General features: G+C 73.1%; 9 protein-coding genes and 1 pseudogene. 7 read left to right on the top strand and 3 right to left on the bottom strand.

Annotation, left to right across the window (positions count from 1 at the left end):
- The first annotated feature begins 33 nt into the window (after positions 1-33).
- Genes LPU61_RS03390 through LPU61_RS03400 form a run of 3 tightly spaced genes read left to right on the top strand, consistent with a single transcriptional unit; the run spans position 34 to position 7,258 of the window.
- Complete coding sequence (locus LPU61_RS03390; protein WP_229404085.1) at positions 34-1,314, top strand: hypothetical protein; 1,281 nt, start codon at positions 34-36, stop codon at positions 1,312-1,314.
- Positions 1,311-3,293 (top strand): caspase family protein, encoded by a 1,983-nt coding sequence (locus tag LPU61_RS03395; RefSeq protein WP_229404087.1) that lies wholly within the window; start codon positions 1,311-1,313, stop codon positions 3,291-3,293. Before LPU61_RS03390 ends, LPU61_RS03395 begins: the two co-directional genes overlap by 4 nt.
- Entirely contained in the window at positions 3,290-7,258 is a 3,969-nt protein-coding gene (locus tag LPU61_RS03400; protein WP_229404089.1) for a CHAT domain-containing protein, read from the top strand. The genes LPU61_RS03395 and LPU61_RS03400 overlap by 4 nt, the downstream gene beginning before the upstream one ends.
- A gap of 45 nt (positions 7,259-7,303) precedes the next feature.
- Here LPU61_RS03400 and LPU61_RS03405 read toward each other — a convergent pair whose 3' ends face one another.
- Positions 7,304-8,929 carry an NAD(P)/FAD-dependent oxidoreductase gene (locus LPU61_RS03405; RefSeq protein WP_043962371.1) on the bottom strand — a complete coding sequence of 542 codons (1,626 nt, stop codon included), beginning with the start codon at positions 8,927-8,929 and terminating at the stop codon, positions 7,304-7,306.
- Positions 8,930-8,940: 11 nt separating this feature from the next.
- Positions 8,941-9,699 carry a TetR/AcrR family transcriptional regulator gene (locus LPU61_RS03410; protein ID WP_043962373.1) on the bottom strand — a complete coding sequence of 253 codons (759 nt, stop codon included), beginning with the start codon at positions 9,697-9,699 and terminating at the stop codon, positions 8,941-8,943.
- A gap of 110 nt (positions 9,700-9,809) precedes the next feature.
- Here LPU61_RS03410 and LPU61_RS03415 point away from each other — a divergent pair, with 110 nt between their 5' ends.
- On the top strand, positions 9,810-12,035 hold the full coding sequence (locus tag LPU61_RS03415; protein WP_229404090.1) for an efflux RND transporter permease subunit: 2,226 nt from the start codon (positions 9,810-9,812) through the stop codon (positions 12,033-12,035).
- Between the two features lie 66 nt (positions 12,036-12,101).
- Positions 12,102-13,286 (top strand): alkaline phosphatase PhoX, encoded by a 1,185-nt coding sequence (locus LPU61_RS03420; RefSeq protein WP_043962375.1) that lies wholly within the window; start codon positions 12,102-12,104, stop codon positions 13,284-13,286.
- Between the two features lie 1,698 nt (positions 13,287-14,984).
- On the opposite strand, the pseudogene LPU61_RS31790 reads toward LPU61_RS03420, so the two are convergent.
- Positions 14,985-16,520, bottom strand: a pseudogene (locus tag LPU61_RS31790) (hypothetical protein); the annotation flags it as partial.
- Between the two features lie 520 nt (positions 16,521-17,040).
- Between LPU61_RS31790 and LPU61_RS03430 the strand changes: the two are divergent.
- Together LPU61_RS03430 and LPU61_RS03435 are read left to right on the top strand one after the other, a co-directional pair.
- Positions 17,041-24,798: a ricin-type beta-trefoil lectin domain protein gene (locus LPU61_RS03430; protein ID WP_229404092.1), complete on the top strand. Its 7,758-nt coding sequence runs from the start codon at positions 17,041-17,043 to the stop codon at positions 24,796-24,798.
- Positions 24,795-25,109: a hypothetical protein gene (locus tag LPU61_RS03435; RefSeq protein ID WP_229404094.1), complete on the top strand. Its 315-nt coding sequence runs from the start codon at positions 24,795-24,797 to the stop codon at positions 25,107-25,109. Before LPU61_RS03430 ends, LPU61_RS03435 begins: the two co-directional genes overlap by 4 nt.
- Positions 25,110-25,267: the final 158 nt, after the last annotated feature.

Below are 25,267 nucleotides of genomic sequence, written 5' to 3' on the forward strand. Positions count from 1 at the left end.
GCCGCGCGGGCGACGCCGGACGGGGGCCTCCCGGTGTTGATCGACCCGCCGCTGCGCCCGGCCGACGTACTGGCACGGGCGCCGCTGTGCCCCGGCGGGTCCCGCGACGGCGTACCCGACGTCGGCGTCGATCCGGGTGCGGTCAGCCTGGGCCGCCCCCTGGTCTTCCCGGTGCCGGCCGACGAGCTGCCCGCTCCCCTGCGGCTCCGGGCGCGGGCCACCGAGCAGCGGTACTACGGTGTGCTCTTCGCCTTCGACCTGGACCCGCTGCCGGACGGGGGCCGGCACACCTCGGTCCGGTTCGAGGTCACCCTCACCGACGAGGCCGCCCGTGCCGTTCGGCTCGACGCCGACGGCGGCGCCCTCGGGTTGACCTTCGACGCCGACCCGCCCCGGGCGGCCACCGTCGCCGCCGACCGGGCGGCCACCGCCGCCGGTGCCCGTCCCGGCTGGCTCACCCGGCTGGCCCCCCGGGCGGGAAGGCCCCGCGCCTGGTCGTTCGGTGCCCAGCGCCACCGCTTCGGGTGGAACTACGAGGGCACCGGGCTGCCCCTGGCCTACGGCATGCATGCCCTGATCGAGGTGCCCGCCGCCACCACCGTGCTCACCGGCCGGCTCGGCGTACGGGTCCAGGTCCGGCCGGGCCGGCGACACCCCGGCGGCGTTCGCCTGGCCACCGTGCGCGAAGCGGTGCCGTTCCACGAGGAGCTGCCCGACCGGGCCGAACCCACCGCCGCAGCGGTCCGGCTCTGCCTTGCCGCCGACGTGGCGGGCTACAGCCGGCGTCCCCACCATCTGGCCGAACGCACCCAGTCCTGGCTGGTCCGGGCGTTGGCCGACGCGCGCCGCGCGGCCGGCGTCGACGAGGCGGCGGTGGCCGTGCAACCGCAGGGCGACGGTGAGTTCTGCGTGTTGCCGGTCGGCGTCGACGAGTCGACCGTCATCCCCCGGCTCGTCGGCGGTCTCGCGGCGGCGCTGCGGCGCACCAACGACGGCCTGCGCCAGGCGGAGCGGATGCGCCTGCGGGTCGCGTTGCACCGCGGCCTGATGAAGCCGGCGGACGGCGGGTGGGTCGGTGACGCGGCGATCGCGGTGCACCGCATCCTGGACAGCCCGCCCCTGCGGGCCGCCCTGACCGACAATCCGCAGGTCGACTTCGTCCTGGGCGTGCCGGACGTGCTCTACCAGGACGTCATCCGGCACTCGCGGGTGCCCCCACTGCCGGACCGGTTCACGCCGGTCACCATCGACCTGCCGGAGAAGCGGTTCGTCGAGCACGGCTGGCTGCACGTGCCCCACGGGGAGGGCGGGTGAACGGGCGGCTCTTCGCGCTGTTGGTCGGCATCGACCGGTACCGGGCGGTCACCCCGTTGCAGGGCTGCGGCAACGACGTGGCGCAGGCGGCGGAGTTCCTCCGGGGCCGCGTCCCGGCGCAGCGGGGCCCGGCGATCGAGGTGCTGCTGCACGAGCAGGCCACCCGCGAGGCGGTGGTCGACGGGCTGCGTACGCATCTCGGCCAGGCCGGGCCGGGCGACACCGCGCTGTTCTGGTTCAGTGGGCACGGCTCCCGGGCGGCGGTACCGCCCCAGCTGTGGCACCTCGAGCCGGGCGAGAAGCTGCAGACGCTGCTCTGCCACGACAGCCGCCACGGCGGCGTCCCCGACCTGTACGACAAGGAACTCCTGCTCCTGCTCGGCGCGGTCGCCGCCACAGGCTGCCACGTGGTGGCGGTGGTGGACAGTTGCCACTCGCACGGGGCCACCCGCAACCCGCAGCGGTCCGTCGCGGACCTGCCCACCGCGCCCGCGGTGGAGGCGCTCCTGCCGCAGCTGCGGCAGGCCGCCGCCCGCCCACCGGTCGAGTACGTCTCGCTCGCCGCCTGCCGGTCGTTCGAGACGGCGACCGAGGACTGGCTCGACGGCCGGTGGCACGGACTGTTCAGCTGGGGGCTGCTCGCTGCGATGCGCCGGCTCGGCCCGGCGGCGACCTACCGGGAGTTGCTCACCGCCGCCCGGTGCGAGGTGGAACAGTACTCGTCCCGGCAGGTGCCGCAGTTGGATCCGGTGACGCCGGGCATCGCCGACCAGCCGTTCCTCGGCGGCCGGGTCCGTCCACCGGCCACGGGGATGTGGCTGCGCCGGTCCCGCCACGAGTGGCGGATCGACGCAGGCTCGTGCCACGGCCTGTCGACCGGTGCCGACGGCGACGACACCCGCGTGGCCGTCGCCGGCACAAAGAACGAGGCGCGGATCCTGCGGGTGGGGGCGAATCACAGCGTCGTGGCCCCGATCGGTTGGGAGCCGGACGAGGACACGCAGTACCCGGTGGTGCTCAGCCGGGTGCCGATCCCGCAGGTCACCGTCGCCGTCGAGGGTGACCATCACCCCACGGTCGAGCTGGTGCTGACGGCGCTGGGCACGGCCGGTCCCACCGGCGGTCCGTCGCCGTACGTCCGACCGGTCCCCGGTGCGGCCTCCGCAGAGGGGCCCCAGCTGCGGCTGCGAGCCGACCAGCCGGGCCGGGTCGGCATCCGGGACCGGGACGACGCCCCGATCTGTCCCGACGCCACCGACGTGTCCGGCGACGGAGCCCGGCGGTTGGTCGCCACGGTGGAACACCTGGCCCGGGTGCGCCGGGTCCGGGCGCTGACGAACCCGGTGTCCGGGCTGGCCGGGGCGGTGTCCCTGCAACTCGTCGAGGCCCGCGCGACGGAGGTGACCGCTCCGGCGCACCGGCCGGCGCTGCTGCCCGGCCCGGACGGCGCGATCCACCTGCGCTACCGCCGCGACCGGGGCCGGTGGGTCGCGCCGACGGTCTTCGTCCGGCTGCACAACCACAGCTCCCGGCAGCTCTACTTCGTCCTGCTGAACGTCACCGAGGGCCATCGGGTGCACACCGGCCTCTTTTCCGGCGACCACGTCGCGCCGCGGTGGGCCGCCGCCGCCCTGCACGGTCGCCCGGTGGAGCTGCGGCTCCCCGACGACCAGCCGGTCACCCCGGGTGCCCGCACCCGCGACTGGCTGATCCTGCTCGCCGCCGAGGAGGAGTTCAGCTCGGCGGCGTTCGAGCTGCCGGCCCTGTCCGGGGCGGGGTCGGGCCGGGGCCGGGTGCCGCGCGGGGTGACCGGGCTGCTCGGTCGACTGGGCCTGGCGGCGGCGCACCGCGACGCCGGGGCCGTCGACGGCCCCGCGAGCGACTGGTTCACCCTGACCCTGCCGATCGTGACCGAGGTCCCCGGCAGCGCCACGGTGCCCGCCGGCGGTGTCGACGACGGGCAGGCCGTGGCGACGTGACCGGCCCGCACGACCCCGACCAGCCGCCGCCGGACGAGTGGATCGACCTGCTGCTGCGGCACCAGGAGAACCCACCGCCGGACGCGGATCCGGCCGGGCTGGCGGGGCTGATCGGCGAGGCGTTCCTGCAGCGGTACGCCGACGAGCCGGACGACGCGCACCTGGCCACCGCGATCGAGCAGCTGACCCGGGCCCTGCACGGCTCTCCGCACCACGCCGACGCGGCCGGCTGGCACTACGGGCTGGGGCTGGCCCACGGTGAGCGCGCCCGGCGTGCGGTGGCAGCGGTGCTCGCCGGCTCCACCGAGCGGCCCGAGGGGCCAGCCGTGAGCCAGGACCGGGCGGTGGTTCACCTGACCGCCGCCTACCGGGCCTGGCCGTCCGACGACCCCGAGCGGGACGCCGTGGCCGTGGAGCTGCTCGACGAGGTCTGGGACCGGTTCCAGTGGCACGTCCTGGACCTCGAACCGGACTCGCCGGCCGCCCACGCCGAGGTGCACCGCATGGTGCGGGCCATGGCCGAGGTCGTCGTCGGCGACACCGACCCGCACCGGGCCCGGTACGCCCGGATGCTCGGCGGCCTGGCCCGGCTGGCCCGCTACGACTACGCCGGTGGGCGGCGTCCGGACCTGGACGAGGGCGTCGCGCAGCTCACGGACGCCCTGGCCGCCCTGCCTCCGGAGACCCCCCGCTACGCGGTCGCCTCCGACGAACTGGTCGCCGGATACCTGGAACTCACCGGCCTCGACGAGGACCGCAACTGCCTGGACCTGGCCATCGCCGTGGGCGACCGGGCGATCCGGGCCGCGCGGCCGGGCCAACCCGGCTGGCTCAGCCTGCACCGCAGCCAGGCGTCCGGATACGCGACCCGATGGGACCTCGACCGGGACCCGGCGGACGTCGCGGCGGCGATCCACTGCTGGCGTACGGTGCGGGCGGAGGACCCGGACCCCGCCTCGGCGGTGGCCCTGGCCGAGCTGTTGCACAGCCGCGCGGAGCTGACCGAGGAGTCCGACGGTCTCGCGGAGGCCGTCGAGCTGCTCGCCGGCGCGCTGCCGGAGGCGGCCGAGGCCGGGCCGGTCTGGCAGCGGCTGGGCGAGATCCACCTGCTGCGCTGGCAGCGGGGCCGGGAACCCGGCAGTCTGGCGGCTGCGGGCGACTGCCTGGACCGGGCGCTGCGCGGCGGCCTGCCGGCGGAGGCCGTGTTCGCCGTGCACCGGACCCGGCTCGTGGCCGCCTGGGAGACGACGAGCCACCAGGAGACGGCCGAACCGGGCTCGGTGCCGCCGGGCCTGGGCCGGCTGCGCCGAGTCGTGCAGGAGGCCACCGACGCGCTGCACGCCGCGACCGATGCCACGCCGACCGAGCGGGCCACCCTGGCCGGTCTGATCCTCTACGCGGAGTGCACTGTGATCGGCATCATGCTCGACGACGCCGACCTGCCCCACCTGCGGTCGTTGCTCGCGATCGCCAGGACCGCCGACGCCGACCCGCCGCCGGGATTCACCGGGGCGATGGACCTCATCGAGGGCGTTCTGGACGACGCCGCCGCGAGCAGCAGCGCCGAGTCCGCCTCCGACTTCGGGGTCACCAGGTTCGCCGCCGCGCTCAACGACCGTCACCTCGACGAGCCCGCCGCCCTTCGAGGGCTGACCAGGCTGGCGCTGCTCTCCCGGGGCGCCCGGCTCGGCGACGTGCGCAGCTTCCGCGCCGGTGCCGCCCGGCTGGACGGGGCGTCCGACGCCGTGGAGGGGGAAGCCGGACGTACCGACGCCGAGTCCGAACTCGTCGAGGTCGCCTTCCACGTCATTCGGCACGGCGCCCGGCGGGATTTCGTGGCCATGCGGGAGGCGATCCGCAGGGCCGACGGGCTGCGCGACCGGATCGGTCCGTCGCGCGTGGTCCGCCAGATCGTCGACCCGATGCTCGACGCCGGCCGGAGCCTCTACGCCATGAACACCCATGGCCCGCTGCCGCCCGCCGGGGCGCCGGTGCCACTGCCGGCCGGGCGGCTTTCCATCCGGACCGTGGCGACGATGGCCATGAACGCGGCGGTCCAGCTCGCCGTGGCCCGTCGGTGGGCGGACCACGAGCTGCTCCGGCGCTGGGCCGACCACCTGGCGGGGGCCGCCGACCGGCTGGAGCCGGCGGACCGGATGTCGCTCGTGCTGCTGTCCCTCGCCGCCAAGGCCGAGCTCTGGCGGGCCGCCGCGCTGCGGGAGCGGGCCGCCGCGGCCCGGGCCGCCCGGTACCTCGCCCGGGCCCGTGCCGCCGGCCCCGATTCCGCGGGATCGCTCTGGGCCGAGCTGGTCGGCGACCACGCCGAGGCGCTGCGCCGGTCCGGGGATCCGGACCGGGCGGCGGCGCGGCGGCTCGGGCTGGCCGGGCTGCGGGCCCGGGCCCGGGACGTCCTGCTCCAGTCCGGCACCGATCAGGCCCTGGAGGCGGCCCGGTCGGCCGCCGACGCCGCGACCCGGGTGATCCGGTGGTGCCTGCAGGACGAGGCCGACGACGACCTGCTCGCCGCCCTCGACGCGGGCCGGAGCCTGACCCTGCAGGCATCCGCCGCCGGCCGCACGGTCCCGGAGCTGTTGGGTCGGGCCGGCCGCACCGACCTGGCGGCGGAGTGGGAACAGTCCGGCGGCCTGGGCCGCGACCAGGTCACCGGGGACCTGCTCGGCGCGGTGGTCGCCGCCAGCGAGGTCCCGGACGATCTGCGTCCCCGGGTGCTGCGCGCGCTGGAGGACGCCGGTTACCTCGACGACCTGCTGCCTCCACTGAGGCCCGACGACGTGCGGGCCGCGCTCCGCGCCCTGGACCTCGACGCCCTGGTCTATCTGGTGCCGGCCGCCCCGGGGGTGCCGGGGCTCGCGGTCCTGGTGCCCGCCACCGGTGAGATCCTCCCGCAGGAGTTCCCCGCCCTGACCGTGGCACCCGGCGCGCCGGTGCGCCGGCTGCTGTCGGCGGCCCTGGGACCGACCGGCACCGGACCACGGGTGGCGGGACCGGTCGGCGGCGACGTGGGCGACGCCGGGGCCGACGTGGCCGCCACCCGGATCGACGACCTGTGCCGGTGGGCGTGGCGGGCGGTGCTCGGCCGGCTCGTCGACGACCTGCGGGCGCTGCGGCCCGGCCGGCCCGCCCGGGTGGCGCTGGTGCCGATGGGACTGCTCGGGCTGGTCCCCTGGCACGCCGCGTACGAGCAGACCGCGACCGGCCGGCGGTACGCCATGCGCGACCTGGTGGTCTCGTACACGCCGTCGGCCCGGATGCTCTGTGCCACGGCGGCGCGACCGTCCCGTCCCGTCCGGTCCGCCCTCGTCGTCGGGGATCCCCTCGGCGACCTGCGGTACGCCGGTGTCGAGGCCCACGCCGTGTTCGAGCGGTTCTACCCCGACGGCGACTACCTGGGGGCGGCGCATCCCGACCCGGGGCGGCGGGCCACCCGGGAGAACGTGCTGTCGTGGCTGCGTACCGCCGGGGCGGGTCCCTCGATGCTGCACTTCGCCTGTCACGGCCGGGTGGAGCCGGCCCTGCCGGCGGACGCCCACCTGGTGTTGGCCGACGGGCCGCTGCCGGCCCGGGAGCTGCTGGAGGTGTCCCGCCGGGCCGCGCTCGACCTCGGCCGGGTGTTCCTGGCAGCCTGCACCACGAATGTCGCCGGTGGCGATCACGACGAGGCGTTCAGCCTGGCCACCGCCTTCCTGGCCGCCGGCGCGCACACGGTCTTCGGGTCGCTGTGGCGGGTGCCGGACGACGGCACGTCGTTGCTCATGTACGTGGTGCACCACCTGCTGCGCCAGGGCCACGCGCCGGCCGACGCCCTGCACCGGGCCCAGCTGTGGATGCTCGACCCGGACCGGCGGCCACCGGTCGGCATGCCCCCCGAGTTGGCCGCGGCGTGCGGCGAGGCGTCGTTGGCGCAACCGGTGTCCTGGGCCGCGTTCACGCACCTCGGGTGGTGAGAGGGGAACCTCTCTCCACCGGATGCGTCAACAGGGGGTCCCTCCTTACCCCAGATCGGCGAGGATGCGGCGGGCCGCGTTGTGGCCGGCCGCCCCGATGACGCTGCCCGCCGGGTGGCAGCCGGCGCTGCCCGCGTAGACGCCGTCGACGCCGGTGGCGTACGGCATCCGGTCGGTGAAGGAGACGGTGTTGTCGACGTGGTGGATGTGCCCGCCGGTGATGCCGAAGTGCGCCTCGATGCCGGGCGGGGGCAGTGGCACGGCGTCGGCGATCAGGTCACCGGTGCCGGGCGCGTACCGCTCGCAGATGCCGATCAGCCGGTCGACGTAGCCGGGCAGGGCCGCGTCCCAGGTGCCGTCGGCGAGCGCGTAGGGCACCGACTGCACGAACAGCGCCGACGAGTGGTGCCCGGCCTCGTCCTGCAACGACGGGTCGACGGTGGTGTGCAAATACCACTCGATGGTGGGCTCGGCGGGCAGCCGCCCGGCCTGCACGTCGGCCCACATGGCGCGCAGCGCCGCCATCGGCGGCTCGCCCCCGCCGCCGACCAGCGACGCCGAGCCGGGCAGCAGGTGGATGGTGGAGCCGAACGGGCTGGGCGCGCCGGGGGGCAGGCAGGAGAAGCGGGGCAGCCCGGTCAGCGCCAGGTTGACCTTGAGGGTGGTGCCGGGCCGGCGGACGGCCGCCATCCGCGCGCCCAGCTCCGCCGGGAGCGCGCCGTCGGGCAGCAGGTCCATCAGCCGGTACGGGTCGCACGCCCCGAGCACCACCCGGGCGGCCACGTGCCGGCCGTCGGCGAGGGTGACGCCGCTGGCCGCGCCGCCGTCGAGGGTGATCGCGGTGACCGGGGCGTCGGTCAGGATGGTGGCCCCGGCGGCGCGGGCCGCGTCGGCGAAGGTGCGCGAGACGGTGCCCATCCCGCCCTCGGCGATCATCCAGGTGCCGTCGGACCCGGGAAGTCTGCACATGTTGTGGACGAGGAAGTTGTGGCCGGTGCCGGGGTCGTCGGGGCCGGCGTTGAGCCCGGAGAGGCCGTCGGTGACCGCGTACATGCTGACCAGCAGCTCGGAGCGGAAGTCGAAGCGGGCCAGGTAGTCGGCGACGGAGCCGCGCACGAGGTCGACGAAGACCTGCCGCAGGGCGGGCCGGACGTGCCGCTGCGCGATCTCCTCGGCCGGCAGCGGCTCGGCCAGCCAGGCGGGGGCCAGGTCGTCGCGCAGCTGGGCCAGCTCGGCCTGCATGGCGTCGTCGGCGGCCACGTCGGCGGGGGAGAAGAACTCCGCGAGCTGCCGCCGGGTGGCGGCCGTGTCGCTGCCCATCAGCAGGTACGGCGACCCGGGGCCGCCCGGGGTGGGCAGGAAGTAGTGCGGGTCGCGGCGCAGCACGGGGATGCGCACGTCGAGCGTGGCGAGCAGCTCCGGGGGCATGAGCCCGAGCAGGTACGACCCGGTGGAGTGGCGCAGCCCGGGCACCTTCGGGAACGGGTTCTCGGTGCGGGTGGCCCCGCCGATCACCCCGGCGGCCTCCAGCACCAGCACGTCGAGGCCGGCGCGGGCCAGCAGGATCGCCGAGACCAGCCCGTTGTGCCCGGAGCCGACGATCACCACGTCGGCGCGGGTCGGCAGGTCACTCGCGTTGCTCGTCGCGGTCGTGCCGCTGTGCTCGCTCATGCTGGGGCAGCCTAGTGCCGCGCGGACCCGGCCGGGGGGCCGTCGCCGTTCCCGGTCGGCGGGCCGCCGTCGGGTGCCCCGCGCAGCTGGCCGAGCAGCGCGGCGAGTTCGGTCTCGAACAGCGCCTCGGGGGAGTCCACGGCCCAGGTGAGGTGGCCGAAGACCTCCATGGCGACCAGGCCGTAGAGCCGGGTCCAGGCCGACAGGAACGCGTACGCGACCTCGACGGGCAGCTCGCCGTGCTTGGCGGTGAGCGGGGCGAGGTGGCAGCCGAGCTGCTGTTGCAGCACGTCGGCCGGGGGGCCGGGCAGCGCCGCGCCCCGGGTCAGCGTGAGGAACGGGGCGAGGAAGACCGCCCCGAACCGCGCACCCGGGCGCTCCGCGTCGGCGCAGGCGTCGGTGAACGCGGCGAGCCCGGGGACGGGGTTGCCGAAGATCAGGCTGAACTCGGCGGGATGGGCGACGGCCCAGTGGCGCATCGCCCGGCACATGGCCGTGAGCTGGTCGACCGGTTCCCCGCCGGCGGCGTCCCGGGCCGCCTCGACGATGCCGCGCAGCTCGTCGTAGAGGTCGCCGGCCAGCGCGCCGACGAGGGCCTCCAGGTTGGGGAAGTAGCGGTAGATGGCGGGCGCGGTCATCCCCATGTCGCGGGCGATGGCGCGCAGGGAGATCGCCTCGACCCCGCCGGTCACGAGCAGCCGGCGCGCCCCGTCCTTGATCTCGGACAGGGTGGTCGCGCGTAGCCGTTCCCGGCGGGTCGGTGCGGACATGCGTGAACCCCCTTGACTGGAGCGAACACCGTAGTCATAGTAAACGGCGTTCACTTCTGAGAGCCATGGTTACTGACCACGACCTTAAACGGTCGGTGAGGGGGAATGCGATGTTCGACTGGTGGGGGCGGGCGGTGGTGCGGGCCCGCTGGGCCGTGCTGGCCGCCGCCGTGGCGCTCATGGCGCTCGGCGCTACCTGGGGGACCGGCGTCTTCGGCCAGCTCAGCGGCGGCGGGTTCGCCGACCCGGCCAGCGAGTCCAGCCGCACGGCCGAGCGGATCACCGCCGAGTTGGGCCGGCAGGGCGCCGACGTGATCGTGCTCTGGTCCAGCGACACCGCCACCGTCGACCAGCCGGCGTTCCGCGACCCGGTCGCCGCCACCGTCGCGGCGCTGCGCCAGCGCCCCGAGATCGACAGCGTGACCACCTTCTACGACGCCCCGGCGCCCCACCTGGTGTCCACCGACCGCCGGGCCACCTACGCCCTCGTCCAGCTCGACGGTGTCGACGAGGACGCCCGCGCCGAGGCGTACGACGCGGTGCGGCCCGCGTTCGACGCCCCCGGCCTGCGCACCGAGCTCGGCGGCGCGGTGGCCTTCCAGCGGTACGCCAACGAGCAGACCACCGAGGACATCACCCGCGCCGAGCTGCTCTCCATGCCGGTGCTGCTGCTCCTGCTCGTGCTGATCTTCGGCGGGCTGGTCGCCGCCACCACCCCGCTGCTCGTCGGCGGGCTCGCCATCCTCGGCGCGTTCGTCGCCGTCCGCCTGCTCAACATGGTCACCGACATGTCGATCTTCGCGATCAACGTGATCACCCTGATCGGCCTCGGCATGGCCGTCGACTACGCCCTGTTCGTGGTCAGCCGGTTCCGCGAGGAACTCGCCGCCGGCCGCGACACCGCCGAGGCGGTACGCCGCACCATGGCCACCGCCGGCCGCACCGTGCTCGTCTCCGGGCTCACCGTGGCCCTCGCCATGGCCAGCCTGCTGGTCTTCCCACAGCCGTTCCTGCGCTCGATGGGCCTCGGCGGGATGGCCGCCGTGCTGGTCGCCATGCTCGCGGCGCTCACCGTGCTGCCGGCCCTGCTGGCGGTGCTCGGCCGCCGGGTCGACGCGGTGCGCGTACCCGTGCCGTGGCGGCGTGGGGCGGGCCGTGGGCGGCCGGCGCACGCCGACACCAGCGGCGCCTGGGCCCGGATCGCGCGGAGCGTGATGCGCCGCCCGGTGCCCTACCTGGCCGGGGTGGCCCTGATCCTGGGGCTGCTGGCCACCCCGTTCCTGCGCGCCGAGTTCGGCGGCGTCGACGAGCGGGTGCTCCCGGCCGACGCCGGCCCCCGGGTGGTCTCCGAGCGGATCGCCGCGCAGTTCCCCGGCGGCACCATCGCCCCGATCGACGTGCTGGTCACCGGCGTGCCGGCCGACGCGGTCGGGCCGTTCGCCGACCGGATCGCGGCGGTGCCCGGGGTGACCGGCGTGCGGGTCGCCGCGACCCGCGGGGCCTCGACGCTGCTCGCCGTCGCCTACCCGGGCGAACCGACCGGCGACGCCGCCCGGGACCTCGTCGGCGACCTGCGCGCCCTGCCCGCCCCGGACGGCGCGCGGGTGCTCGTCGGCGGCCGGCCCGGAGTCGACCGGGACCTGCTGGACAGCCTCGGCGACCGGCTGCCCTGGATGGCCCTGCTGATGGCCGGCGCGACCCTGCTGCTGCTCTTCCTCGCGTTCGGCTCGGTGGTGCTGCCGGTCAAGGCGGTGCTGATGAACCTGCTCTCCATCGGCGCGTCGTTCGGCGTGGTGGTCTGGATCTTCCAGGACGGGCACCTGTCCGGGCTGCTCGGCTTCACCTCGACCGGGTTCATCGAGCCGAGCAACGTGATTCTCATGCTCGCCGTGCTGTTCGGGCTGGCCACCGACTACGAGGTGTTCCTGCTCTCCCGGGTCCGCGAGGAGTGGGACCGCACCGGCGACAACACCGCGTCGGTGGCCGCCGGGCTGCAACGCACCGGCCGGATCATCACCGCCGCCGCCCTGCTGCTGGTCATCGTGGTCGCCGGCTTCGCCACCGGCGCGATGGCGTACATCAAGCTGATCGGGATCGGCATGATCGTGGCGATCGTGGTCGACGCGACCTTGGTCCGGGCGCTGCTGGTGCCGGCCACCATGCGCCTGCTCGGCCGCTGGAACTGGTGGGCCCCGGGCCCGCTCGGCGCGGTCTACCGCCGCTTCGGCATCCGCGAGTCGGACGACCCGGCCGGACCCGGGGCCGGCGGCGCGCCGGACGCGGTCGAACCGGAGCCCGCCGGGCCGGAGAGCCGTCACCCCGCGTTCATCGGGTAGTCACTGGTGTCGATGCCTCGCCGGCTCTACCGTCGGTGGGGCATCGACCCTACCGGGAGGTAACCGATGGACCGTCGTACCGTCCTGCGCGCCACCGTCGCCGGCGGGGCCGCCGCCTTCTGTGGCAGCCTCTGGGCCTCCGCCGCCCTCTCCGCGCCGGCCCTCGCCGCCGGGCCAGCCCAGCCCGGCCCCGGCCCGTACGGGGACCTGCTCGCCGCCGACGCCAACGGCATCCAACTGCCCGCCGGCTTCACCAGCCGGGTGGTCGCCCGCTCCGGGCAGCGGGTCGCCGGCACCTCCTACCTGTGGCACTGGGCCCCCGACGGCGGCGCGTGCTTCCCCGCCCCCGACGGCTGGATCTACGTCTCCAACTCCGAGATCCCGCTCGCCGGGGGCACGTCGGCCGTGCGGTTCCGCGCCGACGGCAGCATCGCCTCGGCGTACCGGATCCTCGGCGGGACCAACCTCAACTGCGCCGGCGGGGCCACCCCGTGGGGCACCTGGCTCTCCTGCGAGGAGGCGCCGCTCGGCCGGGTCATGGAAACCTGGCCCGACGGCAGCCGCGCCGCCGAGGAGCGCACCCGGATGGGCCGGTTCACCCACGAGGCCGCCGCCTGCGACCCCGACCGGGGCGTCGTCTACCTCACCGAGGACGAGGAGGACGGCTGCTTCTACCGGTTCGTCCCCGACACCTGGGGCGACCTGCGCACCGGCCGGCTCCAGGTGCTCTGCGCGCCGACCGGCCAGGTGACCGGCCCGGTGACCTGGGCCGACGTGCCCGACCGCGACGGCTTCCCCGTGCCCACCCGCCGCCAGGTCGGCGCGGCCCAGCACTTCGACGGCGGCGAGGGCTGCTGGTACGACCGGGGCACCTGCTGGTTCACCACCAAGGGCGACAACCGGGTCTGGGCGTACGACGCCGCGAACCAGCGCCTCGACCTCGCGTACGACGACTCGCTGGTGCCCGCCGGGGCGGCCCCGCTCACCGGCGTCGACAACATCACCGGCACCCGCTCCGGCGACCTGTACGTGGCCGAGGACGGCGGCAACATGGAGATCAACATGATCACCCCGACCGGCGTGGTCACCCCGTTCCTGCGCCTGCTCGGGCAGTCCGGCTCGGAGCTGACCGGCCCGGCCTTCTCCCCGGACGGCAGCCGCCTCTACTTCTCGTCGCAGCGGGGCGTCAGCGGGGCGGTCACCGGCTCCGACGGCATCACGTACGAGATCGCCGGCCCCTTCCGCCGCTGACCCCTGCCCCCTGACTCTGACCGCCGGGCCGCCGGGCCGCCGACGATTGCCCTCCGAACGGCTGCGCCACCGGATACCCGGAGGTCGCTGACGTGACCCGGCCCGCCCGCAGGTGGATCAGCCGAAGGACTTCATCGTGCTCCAGTCCGCGCCCAGCACGACCTTCACCGGGGAGCCGGCACTCGTGGCGGAGGGGTGGTAGACCCGGATCTGGCCGTCAGAGCCGTACCGGACCCAGAGGTCGGGCACCTGGTCGCCGCTGACGTCCGGGATCGCGATCACCGAGCTCATCGCCGCCTCCGTCCAGCCGGTGCCATAGGAGACGTCGCCGTCGCGCGAGTTGGCGGCCTGCTTGAGCGAGTGCAGGTCGACGCTGCCCGCTGCCGCCCCGGGCAGGCCGTGGCGGACGTACATGTTGCCGTTGTCCAGGTTGCGCCAGAGCAGGTCGGGGGTGCCGTCGACGTCGACGTCCGCCACGTTGACGATGTCCCGGCGCCCCCAGGCGGACCCCTCCATCAGGGTCGCCTCCTGGAAGCTCGCCCCGGTGTAGCCACCGAGCATCCAGAACGCCGTCCCGGCCCGCACCACCAGGTCCGGCCGTTGATCGCCGGTGACGTCACCGACGGCCTTGATCTGGGTCCAGGTGCCCGGATCCGGCGCGCCGGGCGGCAGCAGGACCCGCAGCCGGCGGTTGACGTCGAAACTGCCGTATCCGTCGCCGGGGTAGAGCCAGAATCGGCCGTCGGGGGTGCGGGCGAACAGGTCGGTGATGCCGTCGCCCGGGTAGGCGTCGTCGTACTTGGCGATCAGGGCCGCCTTGGCGGCACCCGCGTCCCACCAGTGTCCCGGCGGGTTCAGCTCGTTGCCGGTGGTGTAGGAGGCGGCGAGCCACGAGTACAACTCGCCGCCCTCGTCGCCCGCGTAGGTGCGCAGGTTGCCCGTGGCATCGACGAGGAGCAGGTCGGGCAGGTCGTCGCCGGTGACGTCGCCGGGCTTGTCGGCAGTCTCGCTGGGCGGCACGTAGAAGGTGTAGTCGGTGCGGACGCTGCGGTTGCCGACCGCGTCGAAGGCGTACACGTGCAGGGTGTTCGGTCCCGCGTGCCGGGGTGCCAGAGCGGTCACGGTGGCCTTGCCCCCCACGGCCGGCACCGTGATCGGGTTGATGCTCTCGAACGAGTAGCTGAACTGGGCGGCACCGGCCGCGCTGAACTCGACCGGGCCGGTCTGCCCGAACTTGACCGTGGACCAGGTGGTGCCGTCCGGGGTCGCCTCCAGCCACACGTCGCTGGCGACGTCGGGTGCCGGCGGCGCGGAGGCGTCGATGGTGAAGCGGCACGGTTCGGTGCCCGGCGGATAGTACGAGGACGAGGCGTTCGAGTGGTCCTCGGCGCGGACGTCCCAGGAGTAGGTGACCCCGTCCTCCAGGCTGCTGACCTGGATCGTCAGGCTGGCCTTGCCGTCACTGGAGTTGGTGACGAGGGTGCCGGTGGGCACCGTCGTGCCGGTCCGCCAGAAGCGGAAGCGCAGCCCCTTGAGGTTGCCGTCCGGGTCGATGGCCTTCGCCGACAGGGAGATCGTGGTCCGGGCGATGGTGGCGCCGCCGCCGGGGCCGGGCACGCAAGCGCCGCCGGGCGAGGTTCGGCCGTCCGTCGGCTCACCCGGGGGACGGTTGTGGACGACCTCCAGCTCGGCCGTGTTGGCCTTGAACTTGCGCCAGGTCAGCGTGTCGGACTCGCTGGTGGCGCGCATGCCGAGGGTGATGCTTCCCCAGCCCTTGGTGGCGGCCTCCTGGGCCGCGCCCAGCACGTCGAACCGGACGTACTCGTCGTCGCAGCTGCTGCCGTAGCCGTGGGCGAAGGACCGCTTCTGCTGCAGGGACTCCCAGGCCGGTTGCTTCTGCCAGGTGCTGCTGGAGGAGATGGCGCCGGTGAGCCAGAGCTGCATCTCCCGGGCCGTGCAGGACCAGGAGTGGTTGTTCAGCACCCGGAAGCCGGCCTCGCTGACCACCGTTCCCTTGATCTTGCTGTCGAAGCCCATCCGCCAGAAGGAACGCGTCGTCAGGGGAGTGTCCTCGTCATAGCCGACCCGGGCGTCGGAGGTGCCGCTGTTGAAGTTGGTGCTGTGGTAGGTGTTGGTGTTCGGGCTCTGCTTGTAGACGGTGGCCCAGGACTGCAGCCCCGTCTTGAGGGTCGGATCGAGGAAGAGCGGGAAGAGCGCCTCGGGATCGGTGAGCAGGCCAGTGGCGGCGGCGTCCAGGTGCAACCGGGCCTCGCCGGTGTCCTCACCGTCGAGTCGGGTGGGCATCGGGCCCTGACGGGAACCGGGCTCGGCGCCGCTGAGGCCGGAGAGCTGTAGCACGTCGGCGCTGGTGTCCACTGCCGTGCGCAGCGGCGTCTCGGGGGAGGTGGGTTCCCGGCCGGCGGAGTCCCAGGCGAACGGGCTGGGGATGGAGCCGATCTCCGCACCGCTGACGGGGTCGAGGATCTGTACCCCGTTGGTGGGCTGCTGGTGGCGGAAGACGGCCGTCGCGGACCGCAGCCCGTAGGTCAGGGTGTCGACGGCGTCGAGGGTGGCGGCGTTGCGGTTCTTGACGATCAGCAGTTGCCCGAACCCGCCCTCTTCGCGGGCGACGACGAGCAGGTCGACGCCGGGCAACACCTCGGGGTAGAGCGCGCGGGGCCCGTCCAGCACCGGTTCCGGCAGGAGGCCGGGCCACAGGTACGTGATCGTGTGGCCGTCGATCTGCACCTCGGCGAGGGCGGTCTCGGCGGGACTTCCGGGCTGGGCGGCCGGGGCGAGCCGCAGGGAGTTGGTGCCGCTCCCGCTCGACTGCCCGCCGCGCTTCGCCGCCGGGGGGCTACCGGCGGAGAAGCGGACCGGCACCGGCGCGTTGGCCGGCGTGACATCGAGCCCGGCGGGGGTGTTGCCGGCCCGGGCGAGGGTGGTGTCGATCGGGGCCCACTGCCCGGAGGCGGTCTTCGCGCGCTGGGGCACGGCGTGGAAGGTGGTGCGGAGCTTGCTGTCCGGGCGCGCCCAGGTGAGCGAGGTGGCGGTGGTGGCGGTGTCGACCGGCACCTCCTGACCGGTGCGCCGGGCTTCGGCCATCGCGGCCGCGTAGTCCCGGCCGGCGGTGTCAACCGGCGCGGCCTCGGTGGCCCGCTGCGGTCGGGAGGGCCGGCTGTCGTCGGCGCGTAGCCAGTACGGCAGCCCGGCCACGAGGAGCGCGACCAGCATGAAGCCCAGGGTGCAGAGCTGCCGGGTACGCGTACGCACGAAGGGGCTGAGCAGGCGAGGCACGGTCACGGCGGTCTACTCCCGTGGGGGCCGGGCGGACAGGGCGGCGGCAACGACGAGCGATCCCGTCCGGCGGAGGGCCACGGGGCAGCAAGCGCGGGCACACGATCGCACAGTGAGTGGGCATCCCGTCACACCATCGCCGTTATGAATCCGTGACCTGGCCTCTCTGGCCCTCACAAGTTACGACCGAGATCTGACCTATGTGGCTTTTGTTGGCCGAACGTAAAGGGCATGTGCCGATCAGTCGATCAAGGCGGGCTTGGATCATTTGCCAGCCTTCGTGAGTGAATGACCGGTGATGGAGATCACTGCTGCGCCGCTCTGATTACGTCTAGTCACCTTGAGTGAGGGCGCGAGTTGATCCACAGTGCTCAGGCGTGCCACGCCCGGCGCGTGCCGTGCCGTCGCGGTCGTACCGCGATCTCTTCCGTCTTCGCGCCTGGGTGGGAGCCGACGTATGCCTGGTACCGGATTGCTGTCCCGACGGCGTCCCGGCCGACCCGCCCGACCGGTCACGGGCCGCCGGCGGTGGTCGCCCACCCGTCGGGCCCTGGCGCTGGCACTCTCGGTGAACCTGCTGGTGGCGCTCGCGCCCGCGCAGGCGTGGGCGGTGCCGGGTGCCGGGATGAGCCGAACCGGGATGCCGGTCGAGCTGCCCGACATCCCCACCATTAAGCACGTCGACCACGACGCGGACGCGGAGACGGAGCTGACCACCGCCGACGAGGTGCCGGTGGACCCGTACGAGCCGCAGGCGGTCACCCCGTGGCAGCAGGACAGCGGCGAGGTGGACCTGACGGCCGCCACCCCCGGCACTCCGCTGCCGGTCGAGGACCTGCCGGTCGCCCTCGGCGTACCCGAGGGCGGCGACCCGGCCGACCTGGCCGGCACCTGGAAGGTCGACCTTTCCGGCCCGGAGGCGTCCCAGGCCGTCGGGGCCCCCGGCCTGATCATGAAGATCACCCCGCCGGTGACCGCCGACCCGGACGCGGAGGTGGCCCTCACCGTCGACTACACGCCCTTCGCCGACCTGTACGGCCCGCAGGCCGCCGACCGGTTCGGCCTGGTGCTCCTGCCCAGCTGCGTCTACGACGACCCGGACGGCGGGGATTGCGCCCCCGACACGGGTGCCGCGCCGCCCCCGTCGTTCGCCCCCTACCAGGCACCCGGCCCGGACGCCGGGGCGGCCGTCTCCAGCGAGACGGAGCTGGTGCCGGCCGACGAGGCACCGACCGCGACCGACGACGACGGCACCCGCCGGATCGTCAACGGCAGCGTCTCGATCGGGTCGCTGCTCGCCGGGCCGACCGGTTCCGCCAGCGCGCGCAGCGCGGCGAGCGCCGCCGGCGCCGGGGTCGTCGGCGTGCTCGACACCGGGGCCTCAGCCGGCGGCGACTTCACGGCCACCCCGCTGCTGTCCTCCGGTTCGTGGGCGGCCGGTGCCTCCTCCGGCGCGTTTACCTACGGCTACCAGGTGCAGGTGCCGGAGACCGCCGGCGGCCTGATGCCCCGGGTGAACCTGGGCTACTCCTCGCAGTCGGTCGACGGCCGGACCTCGGCCACCAACAACCAGGCATCCTGGATCGGCGACGGCTGGGACTACAGCGCCGGGTCCATCACCCGTAGCTACGCCAACTGCACCCAGGACTCGAAGAAGTCCGGTGCGAACAATGCCACGCACCGCACCGGCGACCTCTGCTGGGGCTCCGACAACGCCACCCTCTCCCTCGGTGGCATGACCACCGAACTGGTCTGGGACGCGGACGAGAACACCTGGTTCACCGCCAACGGCGACGGCTCCCGGGTGGAGCTGGTCAAGGACACCGGCAAGGCGAACGGTGACGCCGACGGTGAGTACTGGATCGTCACCACCCGCGACGGCACCCGTCACCACTTCGGGCTGCACCGCCTCCCCGGCTGGTCCACCGGGGACCCGGTCACCAACTCGGTGCTGACCGTCCCGGTCTACGGCAACCACGCGGGCGAGGACTGCTACCAGTCGGGCAACTGGGCCGGCTCGGTCTGCACCCAGGCCTGGCGCTGGTCGCTGGACTACGTCGAGGACGTCCACGGCAACGCGATGAGCCTGTGGTGGGCCAAGGAGACCAACCACTACGCCCGCAACTTCAACTTCAAGTCCCCCGTCCCGTACGACCGGGGCGGCTATCTCACCCGGATCGACTACGGGCAGCGCGCCAACACCATCTTCTCCGCCGCCCCGGCCGCCCAGATCACCTTCACGGTGGCGGAACGGTGCTTCGCCGAGGGCACCGTCACCTGCACCGAGGCCAACTTCACCAGCAGCGACCCCGCCAAGTACCGCATCTGGTACGACACCCCGGCCGACCTGCGCTGCGGCGACGACAAGAAGTGCTGGAACGCCTCCCCGTCCTTCTTCACCCGCAAGCGGCTCGACAAGATCACCACCTCGGCGCAGCGGCAGCCCGGCAACACCGCGCGTCAGGTGGTCGACGAGTACCAGCTCGCGCAGGCGTTCCCCACCACCCGGACCGGGCCGAACACCGCGCTGTGGCTGGAGTCGATCACCCGCACCGGGTACGGGCCCACCGGCGGCACCGACAAGATCACCCTGAACCCGGTGCGCTTCGAGGCGAACCCCGAGGACATGCCGAACCGGGTGCGCAACGACGACCGCCCCGGTTTCTCCCGGCTGCGCATCGCCCGCATCATCAACGAGTACGGCGGCGAGACCGTCGTCAGCTACAAGCAGCCGACGGGCGACTGCGCCACCGGCACCGGACTGCCCGGCAAGACGGACACCACCGCGCTGAAGAACAACAACCGGCTCTGCTACCCGTCCTTCTGGCACCCCGACCCCAGCGCCGAGGAGATCGACTGGTTCCACAAGTACGTGGTGGACAGCGTCGAGGAACTCCCCGCCATCGACGGCCCGGCGGTCAGCACCCTCACCCGCTACAGCTACGCCGACCCCGGGTGGAAGCTCGCCGAGCAGGAGTTCACCAAGAAGTCGGCCCGGACGTACTCGCAGTTCGCCGGCTTCGCGCAGGTCACCGTCCGCACCGGCGAGACCGACGCGGACCACGGCGATGGCAGCGTGGCGACCAAGTCCGTCACCCGCTACTTCCGGGGCATGGGCGACGACGTGTCCGTCGAGGACGCCGCCGGCCAGGAGATCGCCAAGGACCGCGAGCCGTTCGCCGGCCGCATCGCCGAGGAACTCACCTACCCCACCGCCGACGCCGCGGCCGGCGACTGGCTCACCCGCAGCGTCACCTACCCGGAGGCCGAGGAACTCGGCCGGCGCAACCGGGACGACGGGCTCAGCCCGCTGCGCGCCTGGCGGGTCACCGAATCCCGGGTGGTCGCGCACAGCCGCTCCTCCGGCACCGGCGACGACACCCGCACCAGCCGGAAGGTCGAGACGAAGACCAGCTACGACGCCACGCACGGCCTGCCGACGCAGATCGAGTCGCTGGGCGACACCGGCAAGACCGGCGACGAGACGTGCACCCAGCTCACCTACCTGCACCGGCTCGACCGGAACCTGGTCGGCCTGACCCAGCAGATGCTGACCAGCCCCACCACCTGCGCCGCCGCCACCTGGACGAACCTGGCGTCGCTGAGTTCCGCCAGCCGGATCGCCTACGACGGCGCGGCGTACGGCACCGCCCTGGGGACGAACACCCGCGCCCTGGTCACCCAGACCTGGTCGCTCAAGGGCGACGGCTCCGGCTTCCAGTCCGACGGCACCGTCGGCTTCGACGCCCTCGGCCGGGTCATCTCGCGCACCGACCCCGACCTGAAGACCTCCACGACCACCTACACCCCGACCACAGGCCAGCCCTTCCAGATCGAGGAGAAGAACTCCCTCAACCACCGGCAGATCCAGGAGTTCGATCCCGGTCGCGGGGTCGTGGTGCGCAGCACCGACCTCAACGACCGGGTCAGCGAGTCGAAGTTCGACGCCCTGGGCCGCCTCGTCGAGGCGTGGGCCGCCGGCCGCACCCCGTCGGCCGGGGCGATCCCCGACTTCCGGGCCGAGTACACCATCGAGGCCGGCAAGCCCCCGTACGTCACCACGAAGGCCCGCAGCCACGAGAACCGGGTGGAGACCGCGGTCACCATCTACGACGGCCTGGGCCGGGAACGGCAGAGCCAGCAGGAGGCCGTCGGCGGCGGACGACTGATCACCGACACCCTCTACAACCGGGCCGGCGAGGTGGGGCAGACCCGCAACGCCTACTACGCCGACGGCAACCCGAGCGGCGCCCTGTTCACCCCGGCCGCCGACACCGCCGTCCCCAACGCCACCCGCTACACCTATGACGGTCTCGGGCGGGTCGTCGAGGAGATGCCCGTCCACAACGGCGTCGAGGTGCCGCTGCGGTCCACCCGCTACGAGTACGGCGCGGACCACTCCACCGTACTCAACCCGTCGGGCGCGGCCTCGTACCGGCTGTTCACCGACGCCCTGGGCCGCACCGCGCGGGTCGACACCTACACCAAGGGCGACCGCAGCGCCTTCGTCTCCATGCGCTACCAGTACGACCCGCAGGGCCAGTTGACGCGTGCCACCCACTCCGAGAACCCGAAGGAGTGGACCTGGAGCTACGACCACCGGGGCCGGCCGGTCAGCGCCACCGACCCGGACACCGGCGTCACCACCCTCACCTACGACCACCGGGACCGGCAGGTCACCAGCACCAACGCCCGGGGCGTCACCGTGTGGAACGGCTACGACGAGCTGTCCCGCCCCGTCCAGCAGCGGCTCGGCGGCAGCAGCGGCACCCTGCTCGGCGAGTACACCTACGACACGGTGCCCGGCGGGAAGGGCCTGCCGGCGACCGCCACCCGCTACACCGACGGGCTGCCGTACACCCAGAGCATCGGCGGCTACACCGACGACTACCAGCCGACGTCGACCACGCTGACGCTGCCCGCGACCATCGCCAGCACCTGGGGGCTGCAAACCTCCTACACGTACGGCTACACCTACACCGACACGGGGATGCCCGAGTCGACCGTGCTGCCCGGCGTCGGGGCGCTGCCCAGCGAGAAGGTGCTGGTTCGCTACACCAAGGACGGCCTGCCCCTGTCGGTCTCCGGCAAGGACTGGTACGGCGCGGAGACGGTCTACTCGCCGTACGGTCAGGTGTTGCGCTCGACGCTCGGCGCGCAGCCGCACCGGGTCTGGGCCATGGCCTCGTACGACGACGCCAGCGGCGCCCTGACCAGCCAGCAGGTCTACCGCGAGAAGGCCGGCGACACCGGCGTCGTGGGCGGCAACCTGGTGTCGAACCGCCACTACTGGTACGACAACGCCGGCAACGTCCTGGCCATCCGCGAGCAGGCCGGGGGCATCCAGGAACGGCAGTGCTTCCAGTACGACGCGCTCGGCCAGCTCAAGCGGGCGTGGACCGCCGCCGACCAGGCGTCCTGCGCACCCGGCCCGGCGGGCACCGGCGGCGTGCTCAACGTGGCGGCCGGCGCGGACGGCTCCGGCTACTGGCAGGAGTACGAGTACGACCTGCTCGGCAACCGCACGAAGCTGGTGGAGAAGGACCTCACCGGCGACACCGCCAAGGACGCCACCACCACCTACGCCTACGGCAAGGCCGACGGCAGCCAGCCGCGCACCCTCACCACGGTCACGAAGAACTACGTCACCCCGGCCGGCGCCGCGATCACCGCCGCCGCCCAGCGGTTGTACGAGCTGACCGGCGAGACGAAGTCGGTCACCTCGGTGCAGAACGGCGACGAGCAGACCCTGACCTGGACGTACGACGGTCAGGTCGAGCGGATCACCGGGCAGGGCAGCAAGGGCCGGACCCCGTACGTGGGCCTGGGCGGCAAGTGCCTGGACCTGAACGCCGGTCGCGCGACGGCCGGTCAGCCGGTGCAACTGTTCGCCTGCAACGACACCGTGGCGCAGAAGTGGGCGTTCACCCCGGCCGGCGGCCAGCCCGACCCCAACCTGGGCACCCTGTCCATCTACGACACGTGGTGCGTGCAGCCCACCGGCACGACCGTCGGGTCGGCGGCGCAGATCCGCGCGTGTGACGGTGGCGCCGACCAGCGGGTGGAGCGCCTGTCGACCGGGCAACTCCGGCACACCTCGTCGGGGCTGTGCCTCGCGGTGCGCGACGCGGCCACCGCCGACGGCACCCCGATCGTGCTGGCCGCGTGCGCGGGCGGGACGGCGGCGCAGCAGTGGCAGGCGCAGAACGAGACGCGGCACATCTATGGGCCGGGCGGCTCACGGCTGCTGACCGTGCAGGGCCGGCAGGCCACCCTGCACCTGGGCGAGTCGCAGGTGACCACGCAGCAGGGCGGCGCGCTGGTGAGCAGCCAGCGCTCGTACGCCGCCCCCGGCGGGTCGGTGCTGCGCTACGCCCACGGCACCAACCCGTCCGCCCTCGCCGCCGTCGTCGGTGACCACCAGGGCACCCCGTACGCCGAGGTGACCCTCGACGGCACCATGACCACCCGGATCCGCAAGCAGGACCCGTTCGGCAACCAGCGCGGCACCGCCGCCCTGGCCGCCAACATGCAGACCCCGACCGGCTTCCTGGGTGCCCGGCGTGACGACCCCTCCGGGTACGTGCCGTTGGGTGCCCGCCTCTACGACCCCAGCGTGGGCCGGTTCCTCTCCGCAGACCCGGTGCTGGACACCGCCGACCCGTTGCAGTCCAACGGCTACACCTACGCCCACAACAACCCGGCCACCCACACCGACCCCTCCGGCCTGTCCATCTCCCTGACCCCCTCGGAGACCGCCGCCGCCCTCGCCGGCGCGGGCCTGTCCGCGGCCCAGGTCGCCGACGCCCAGGCCATCATGGGCAAGTCCGTCACCTCGGTCATCCTGTCCGTCGCCTGGGACGTCCTGAAGGACTTCCTCGGCATCAACGCCGCCCTCGGCTGCTTCGGCGGCAGCGTCTGGTCCTGCATCGACCTTGTCACCAGCCTGAACCCCGGCTGGAAGGCCGCCAGGAGCGCGCTGAAGATCGCCAGCGCGGTGAAACGCACCTTCAGCGCCATCCGTGCCCTCCAGAACGCCAAACGCGCCGCCGAGAACGTCCTGCGCGCTGCCAAGGCCGCCGAAACGGCCGCCCTCAACGCCAAGAAACTTGCCATCGAACGCGCCAAGCAGGCCGCCCAAGCTGCGAAGAAGAAGGTTCAGGACAAGGTCAACACGGTCAGCAACCGCGCCACCGAACAGGCCAAGAAGACCGGCAACCCCGTCCAGAAGCAGGCTCAGGCCCGCGCCAATCCCAAGGGCTCCACCGCAGCCACCACCAGGAACAGTGGCGGCGGAAAGTCAACGGGCTCCAAACCCGGCGGCAGCTCGGGCGGTTCCAACCGGTCCAGCGGTGGCTCCAGCGGTGGCGGCGGCTCCGGCAAAGCCAACAGCACCCCAGACTGCAACACCGACAACAGCTTCACCCCCGGCACCAAGGTCCTCATGGCCGACGGCACCACCAAACCCATCGAGGACATCACGCCGGGTGACAAGGTCCTCGCCACCAACCCCGACACCGGCCAAACCGAAGTCGAAACCGTCACCGCCACGATCACCGGCACCGGCACCAAACACCTCGTCACCATCACCACCAGCGACGCCCCGAGCAAGGGCGACGGGGACGGCGACGATGGCATCAGCAAGATCACCGCGACCGATGGACACCCCTTCTGGGTGCCCGAGCTTCGGCAGTGGGTCGACGCCACCGACCTCCAGGCCGGCCAGTGGCTCCAGACCAGCGCCGGCACCCGCGTCCAGATCACCGCGATCCAACGACACGTCACCAACTGGGCCACCGTCCACAACCTCACCATCGCCAACACCCACACGTACTATGTGATGGCCGCAGGCACGCCAGTCCTCGTCCACAACTGCGGCGAGGGCGAGATGACCACTGTCGGTCGGTGGATGTCGCCGGAAGAACATCAGGCCATGATTGATACAGGAAAGGTCCAGGCAGGCAGCGGGGGTACGTCGACCTACGTCGCACGCCCCGCGAATCCGGAGGCGTATCGGCGGCAGGCCGCACCTGGAACCCGATATGTCGAGTTTGATGTTCCTTGCTCGTGTCTAAAACCAGCCGGAGAACCGGGTTGGGCTCAAATCCCAGGGCCGAATCATCCAATTTATGGTCCTCTTGCTGATCGGCGGGGAGTACCTCGACCGCAAATGCCAGACGCAACGAATATTCGGTGGGACGGAACCGTGAAATGAGCGCTGAGCTGTTGAAGAGCTTTAGTTATTGGGTTGAAGAAGCTCGGCCAGAACTCGTCAAAGAGGGATTCACTGTTGATGTTTCTGTCTCTCCGCCGGGAAGGCCGAAACCTTCCATTGGTGTCTATCTCCAGCTGGGTGAGCGAGGCAGTTTTCTGACGCTCTGGGAGTCCGGTGAGTGTCAGTTATCAACTGTAGACTATGCATCGGGATCCGATCCGGTTGAAAGCTTTTGTCAAGTCGGTTCGGGTGATGATTTGAAACGCGTTCTGGGCTTGGCCCTTTCCTGGAGTCGCGGATCGCCTACGTAGTAGTTTAAGCCTGCTGAGAGCAGGCGGTCCGAGGTTCGTTCCTCCTTTCGCGCGACTACGCTGGGTGGCGGCGGTTGGTGGATAGCTGCCCTTGTCCATAGGGGTTGCCGTCACGGTTGCCGTCAGTTTGGCCAACCTGGCTTCGAGCCGAGGGCCCT

Source organism: Micromonospora sp. NBRC 110038 (assembly GCF_020884815.1).
In the GTDB taxonomy this organism is placed as follows: Bacteria; Actinomycetota; Actinomycetes; order Mycobacteriales; family Micromonosporaceae; genus Micromonospora; species Micromonospora haikouensis.

Bases quoted from the DNA above. Each gene is read 5' to 3' on its own strand.
- LPU61_RS03405 (WP_043962371.1), bottom strand. From the start codon at position 8,929: ATGAGCGAGCACAGCGGCACGACCGCGACGAGCAACGCGAGTGACCTG.
- LPU61_RS03410 (WP_043962373.1), bottom strand. From the start codon at position 9,699: ATGTCCGCACCGACCCGCCGGGAACGGCTACGCGCGACCACCCTGTCC.
- LPU61_RS03415 (WP_229404090.1), top strand. From the start codon at position 9,810: ATGTTCGACTGGTGGGGGCGGGCGGTGGTGCGGGCCCGCTGGGCCGTG.
- LPU61_RS03420 (WP_043962375.1), top strand. From the start codon at position 12,102: ATGGACCGTCGTACCGTCCTGCGCGCCACCGTCGCCGGCGGGGCCGCC.
- LPU61_RS03430 (WP_229404092.1), top strand. From the start codon at position 17,041: ATGCCTGGTACCGGATTGCTGTCCCGACGGCGTCCCGGCCGACCCGCC.
- LPU61_RS03435 (WP_229404094.1), top strand. From the start codon at position 24,795: ATGAGCGCTGAGCTGTTGAAGAGCTTTAGTTATTGGGTTGAAGAAGCT.